Source organism: Streptomyces alkaliphilus (assembly GCF_014141535.1).
In the GTDB taxonomy this organism is placed as follows: domain Bacteria; phylum Actinomycetota; class Actinomycetes; order Streptomycetales; family Streptomycetaceae; genus Streptomyces; species Streptomyces alkaliphilus.
Map to the genome: position 1 here is coordinate 1 of NZ_VKHT01000202.1, position 6,428 is coordinate 6,428.

Here is a 6,428-nt window from a genome sequence, read left to right on the forward strand (position 1 = left end):
CGTGTAGGGGGTGGCCGGGTCGCCGGTGGTGCCCACCAGCAGGATCGGTCGCGCGCCCGGCGCGTGGACCTCCGGCCGGTCCCGTTCGGAGACCACCGGCCAGCCGTGGCAGGCCGTCAGGTCCCACACCAGGTAGGGCCCCAGCACCGGGGACGCGGTCAGGAACTCCGCACGATACCCGCGCACCTCGGCGGGGCCGGGGCGGGAGGCGAAGTCGGCGCAGTTCACCGCGGTGTTGGCGGCGTGCAGATTGCGGTAGCGTCCCTCCGCGTCCCTTCCCAGGTAGCGGTCGGCGGCCTCCAACAGCCGGGTTCCGTCCCCCGCCAGCGCCTGCTCCAGTGCCGCCCGCAGCCGCGCCCGGCCGGATTCGGAGTACAGCGAGCCGATCACGCCGTGGAAGGCGAGTCGTTGGGTGAGCGGGCGCCCGTCGGCGGTGGGCAGCGGCCGGTCGGCGAGTCCCTCGAGGAGTTCTCCCACCAGGCGGGCCCCCTCGCCGGGATGGGAGCCCGTGGGGCAGTCGGCCCGGCCGGCGCACTCGGCGAGGAAGACCTCCAGGGCCCGTTGGAAGCCCTCCGCCTGCCCCAGTGAGCGCTCCACCAGGTCCCTCCCGGGATCCACCGGGGAGTCCAACACCATCCGCCCCACCCGGTCGGGGAAGAGCGCCGCGTACACCGCGCCGAGCTTGCTGCCGTAGGAGGCGCCGTAGTAGTGCAGCCGGGAGTCGCCCAGTACGTGCCGCAGCAGGTCGAGATCGCGGGCGGTGGCGACGGTCGTCAGGTGCGGCAGCAGCCCGCCCGCCCGTTCGGCGCAGCCGGCGGCGTACTCCTCGCGGGCGCGCAGCCACTCCTTCTCGCCCGCCGCGTCCCGGGGGAAGCCGACCTCCCGCAGTTGCCGGTCCACCCCGGCGTCGTCCAGGCAGACCACGCCGGAGGAGGCGCCCACCCCGCGCGGATCCATCCCCACCAGGTCGAAACCGGTGCGCAGGTCGGTGAACCGGGGCTCGAAGCCGGGCAGGGAGGCCACCGCCGAGCCGCCCGGGCCGCCGAAGTTGAAGACCAGCGAACCGATCCGGCGAGTGGATCCCTCGGCGCGCCGGCCGATTCGGATCAGCGCCAGCTCGAGCGTCTCCCCGGTGGGGTCGGTCCAGTCGAGGGGCACCGTCAGGCCGGCGCACTCCCAGGCCGTGCCGTCCGTCGGGGGAGAGGGGGCGGGCCCGCCGCCCTGCAACACGTCCGGCGGGCCGCAGGCCGCCCAACGGGGGCGCTGATCGGTCAGGGACGCCGGGAGCGGCACCTCCGGGGCGGCGTCCGGGGCCGCGTCCGGAGCGGCGTCCTCCCGGGGTCCGCGGTCGGTCCCGTGACCGCCGGCGCCGGCGACCGGCCCACCGGGGTCGGCGTGACCGGGGCCGTCGCCGAAGGCGGAACAGGCGGACAGGAACAGCACACCGGCCAGGAGGACGGCCGGGGCGCCGCGCGTCGTACGGGGCCCCGGCACCCCGCGTCGCCACCCGTCCCGCATCCCGGCCCCCGTTCCGTTCGCCGTCGCCTCCACCGCCGTCCCCGCCGGAAGGCTACCGGGCGGGGCGCCCCGCGGCCGGTCCCCGTCACCGCGACGGGGGTACCCGGGCCCCCGGGTCAGTCCGCGCAGACCAGGCCGTCCTCCGGCAGTTCCCCGTCCAGCAGGTAGCGGTCCACGGCGCGGGAGACGCACCGGCTGCCACCCGTATAGGCGCCGTGCCCCTCGCCCTGCCGGGTGAGCTCCACGGCCACACCCTCGCCCAGCGCCTCCTTCATGGCGGCGGTGCCCTCGTAGGGGGTGGCGGGATCGCCCGTGGTGCCGATCAGCAGTATCGGCGCCGCCCCCTCGGCGTTCACCGTCGGCCGTTCCGCCTCGCCCTCCACCGGCCACTCGGTGCAGGTCAGCATCCCCCAGGCCATGCCCTCGCCAAAGATCGGGGACGCCTCCCGGAACTCCGGCAGCCGTTCACGGACGTCCTCGACGGTGTAGCGCACGCTGGAGTCGGCGCAGTTGATCGCCACGAAGGAGGACTGGAGCGTCGAGTAGCTCCCGTCCGAGGAGCGGCCGTGCATCGCGTCGCCCAGGATGCGCAGAATGGTGCCGTCGGGGTTCTCCTCGTCCAGGGCGTCGCCCAGGCCCTCCGTCAGGAACGGCCAGAAGTCCTGCGAGTACAGCGACTGCGCGAGTCCGGACCAGGCCAGGGACTGCGTCAGCGGGCGTTGCGGATCGGCGGTCGGCATCGGCTCCCCGCGCAGGCCCTCCAGCAGCTCGGCGAGGATCCGCTCGCCCTCGGCCGGGTCCCCGCCCAACGGGCAGTCGTCCTCACCGGCGCAGTCCGCCAGGAAGTTGCCCAGGGCCAGTTGGAAGCCGCGTGCCTGGCCCAGCGCGCTCTCCGCGTCGGTCATCGTCGGGTCCACCACCGCGTCCAGCACCACCCGGCCCATCCGCTCCGGGTACAGGTGGGCGGTGACCGCGCCCAGCTCCGTGCCGTAGGAGATCCCGAAGTAGTGCATCCGTTCGTCGCCCAGCACGTGCCGCAGGAGGTTCAGGTCGCGGGCGGTCGCGGTGGTGGTCAGATGCGGCAGCAGGTCGCCCTGCCGCTCCTCGCAGGCGTCGGCGAAGGAGGCCAGCCGGTCGGTGTACGCCGCCACCTCCCCGTCGTCCCCGGGATCGGCCGGGGTGAGCGGGGCGGCGAACCACTCGTCCAGTTCGGCGTCGTCCAGGCAGACCACGCCGGAGGAGGCGCCCACTCCGCGCGGGTCGAAGCTCACCAGGTCGTAGCGCTCGTGCAGGGTCGAGTACTCGGGGCCGAAGGCGGGCAGCGTCACCACCCCGGAACCACCCGGGCCGCCGAAGTTGAAGATCAACGAACCGATCCGGTCCGCCTCCGGGCCGGTCGCCCGGGAGCGGATCAGGGCGATGTCGAGGGTCTCGCCCTCCGGGTCCCCCCAATCCAGCGGCACCGTCAGGTCGGCGCACTCCCAGGGAGAACCCTCCTCCACCGGGGTCGGGGTACCGGCGTCCTCGCCCTGCGTCTCCTCGGCCTCCCCGCAGGCTCCCCAGGAGAGGTCCTGCCCGGTCAGGGCGGCCGGCAGGTCGCCGAGGTCGTCCCCGGTGATCGGCGCCGCCGCGCCCGGCGCGGGCGCGGAGCCCACTCCGGCCCCGCAGCCGGCGACGAGGACCGCGCCGGCGGCGAGCAGCGTCCCGGCGCGGCGCCGGGACGGGAGCTGAGGGGCTCGGGACATGTGGCACTCCCCTTCGGGTGGGCCCGGGGGCCCGAATCGGGACGGACGGCTCATCATCGACGTGCCGTCGGCCGCGTCGCATGCCCGGCACGGCATCCGGGTGACGGCGCGATCACGAAGGGGAGCGGACCGGGGCGGTCCGGTGGTGTGCCGGGGGCCGACCGGGCCCTACAGCGCCTCCTTGCGGGTGAGGGCGGTGAAGGCGACCCACCCGGGCAGCACCGGGAGCCAGAACGTCATCAGGCGGAAGAGCATCACCGCCGCCGCCGCCGTGTCGAAGGTCAGTCCGAAGGCCACCAGGCCACCGATCAGCGTCGCCTCCACGGCGCCGATGCCTCCCGGGGTGGGGGCCGCCGACCCCAGGGCGTTGCCGGCGAGGAAGACCACCGCCACCGTCGCCAACCCCAGCTCCCCGCCGAAGGCCCGCACCGAGGAGTCCAGACACAGCACGAAGGAGAGCGTCATCAGCACCATGCCGCCGATACCGCTCAGCAACTTCCGGGGACGCTGCACCACGTCCAGCATCCGCGGCACCACACCGGCGAACAGCGAACGCACCCGCTCGGAGATGAACTTCCGCAGTCCGGGGACGGCGGTGAGGATCAGCACCGCCACCGCGAGGGTCAGCACCGCGGCGATCATCGTCGGTGACGGCGAGAGGGTCGGGGCGTGCCGGGTGCCGGTGATGTACGCGAAGACCAGCAGCAGGGAGACGGCCGTGCCCAGGCCGAACAGTTGGTTGGCCCCGACGCTGGCCACCGCGTGCCCCGGGCGCACCCCCGAGCGCTGGAGGTAGCGGGTGTTCAGCGCCACGCCGCCGATCGCCGCCGGCGCCACCAGCTTCACGAACGACCCGGCCACCTGGGCGGCCACCGTCCGCATGTAGGGCACCTTCTCCGGGACGAAGCCCAGCAGGCTGATCGCCGCCGCGAAGTAGGTCAGCCCGGCGAAGCCGGCCGCGGCCACCGCCCACGCCCAGTTCGCCCCGTCCACGACCTCCCGGAAGTTGATGTGCACCAACTGGGTGACCAGGAAGTACGCAGCGAAGACCGCCGCCAGCGCCATCACCAGCGTGCGCGGCCGGATCCGCTCCAGCCGGGCCGGTTCCACCGGGGCCTGCGGGCGGACCTCCAGGATCCGGTTGCGGATCTCCGAGAGCAGGTCCGACTCCTTGGCCCGGGCCAGGGCCTCCTCCATGACCTGCTTCTCGGCCTGTTTCGCCGCGCGGACCCGTTTGCGGTCCGCGTCCTCCGGCAGCCGTCCGCCGGCCTCCCGGTAGGAGCGGGTGGCGTCCAGCACCGCCTGCCGCTCGCGCTGCGAGCGTTCCCGGCCCAGGTGGCGGAGCGTCTGCCGGGTGGCGCGGTTCAACGCGATCGGTTGCAGCAGCGGCAGGGCGTCGGCGACCGCGTCGGGTCCCAGCTCGGCCACCGCGGCGGCCACCGCGCGGGGCGCCCCGACCCGCAGACCGAAGGTGGTCAGCAGTTGCGCCACGTCCATGCGCAGCAGCAGGTCCCCGGCGGCGATCTCCCCGCCGCGCAGGTCGGTCAGGTGCAGCACCCCGGCCTCGTCCACCAGCAGGGCGTTGGCCTCCAGCCGCCGGTGCGCGATCCGGCGCGACTGCAGGGCCAGCACCTGGCGCCAGGCGGACCGCATCAGCGAGTCGTCGATCTCGTCGTCCGGGACGGCGTCCAGCAGCCGACCGGGCACGTGCTCGTAGATCAGGACGACGGCGTCCGGTCCCAGCTCGGAGGTGGCGATCAGGCGGGGCGCGTTGGCCCCGGCGGCACTCACCGCGTACGCCAGCAACGCCTCCTGCTCCAGCGCCTGGCGCAGGGTCTGGGAACCGCGGGGTTGGTTGATGCCCCGCAGCGCCAGGCGTCGCCACGCCCGGTAGAAGTAGCCGCGGGCCTGGTGTTCGCGGTCCACCACGGTGACGTCCAGCGGTGGGCCCGACTCCAGGGTCACCACGTACCGGCGACCGGGTTCCGCGCGGTCGCCGGCGCGACCCTGCCCCTCCTCGGTCGACCCCGACGGGTCCTCGGCACGCATCGCGGCCACCGGTCGGAAACCCAGACTCCGCAGCCCGGCCAACAGTTGCCGGCCGGTGGGTCGGGCGTTGGGGGAGCCGACGGCGTAGAGCGTGCCGTACGCCACCGACCAGCCGATCAGCACCGTGACCAGGATCGAGAACGGCGTGCTGTAGCCGGCGACCAGCACCGAGACCGCGTCCAGCACCAACACCGACCACATGAGGATCCGCCACCGGGGGCGGTGCGCCATGCCCACCGCCGTCATGTAGGCGATGACCGGTGCCAGGTAACCGTGCACGGCGTCGGTGGTGCCACCGCCCGGAGCCCGCGCGGTCAGCGCGTCCTGCACCTCCATGGGGGCCAGGCGCGCCACCCACAGGCTGAAGGACAGGGAGACCCCGTGCGCGAGCACGGCGGCGAGCACGCCGTCCGCGATCCGCAGTCCGTCGCGTTTGATCAACCGTTCCACGGCGAAGGCCACTGGGACCAGCAGTACGGCGACGCTGGAGATCAGCCCGGCGAAGCCGAAGAACAGCGGCGGGGCGGACCCGGCGGCGTCGCCGATGTCCTCCTCCAGACCCTTGGTGGTGCCGATGGCGAAGGTCGCCACCCCCAGCACCAGCACGATGCCGAGCAGGCCCAGCAGCATGCGCATCAGGTCCGCCGGGCGGTGCACCCGGGCGGCCAGGAGGGGCTCCGCGGGCTCCAGCGTGCCGAGTCCCTCCGGCGGGAGCGGCTTCGCGTCGGGCCCCGACCCCCGGGGTTCGGGCCCGGTCACCGGTCGGTGACCGGGTACCGCGGACGCCTCCGTCGAAGAGCCGGCGTCGGACCCGTCGGACCTGTCGGGCCGGTCGGACACGGTGTTCCCGGCGCCGTCGGGCAGCCGTTCGTCCGGCGTCCCGCCGTCCCGGCCGGCCGCGTCCGTCGGCACGGCCGGTGTCTCCCGGGCGGGCCGAACGGCGTCACCGGACCGGTCCCGCGTCTCGCGCGCCGACTCCTCGCCCCGTATCACCGGTCACCGCCGGCACGATACCGGGACGTCCCGTTCCGGACGGGGCGGGACGCGCATGGGGGACGATGGGGCGTGTGACGGAACCGACACCCCGCCCGACCCCCCGGACCACCGGGAGTGGGG

General features: G+C 74.6%; 3 protein-coding genes. All 3 read right to left on the minus strand.

The annotated features are described in order from the left end of the window. The coding region (locus FNQ90_RS09135; protein ID WP_182605905.1) for an alpha/beta fold hydrolase at positions 1-1,518 on the minus strand (1,518 nt) is incomplete at its 3' end. Positions 1,519-1,634: 116 nt separating this feature from the next. Beyond that, complete coding sequence (locus FNQ90_RS09140; RefSeq protein WP_182605906.1) at positions 1,635-3,263, minus strand: alpha/beta hydrolase; 1,629 nt, start codon at positions 3,261-3,263, stop codon at positions 1,635-1,637. A 168-nt stretch (positions 3,264-3,431) separates the two neighbouring features. Further along, the gene (locus FNQ90_RS09145; RefSeq protein WP_182605907.1) at positions 3,432-5,948 is read right to left on the minus strand and encodes a lysylphosphatidylglycerol synthase transmembrane domain-containing protein; all 2,517 of its coding nucleotides are present in this window, start codon (positions 5,946-5,948) and stop codon (positions 3,432-3,434) included. Positions 5,949-6,428: the final 480 nt, after the last annotated feature.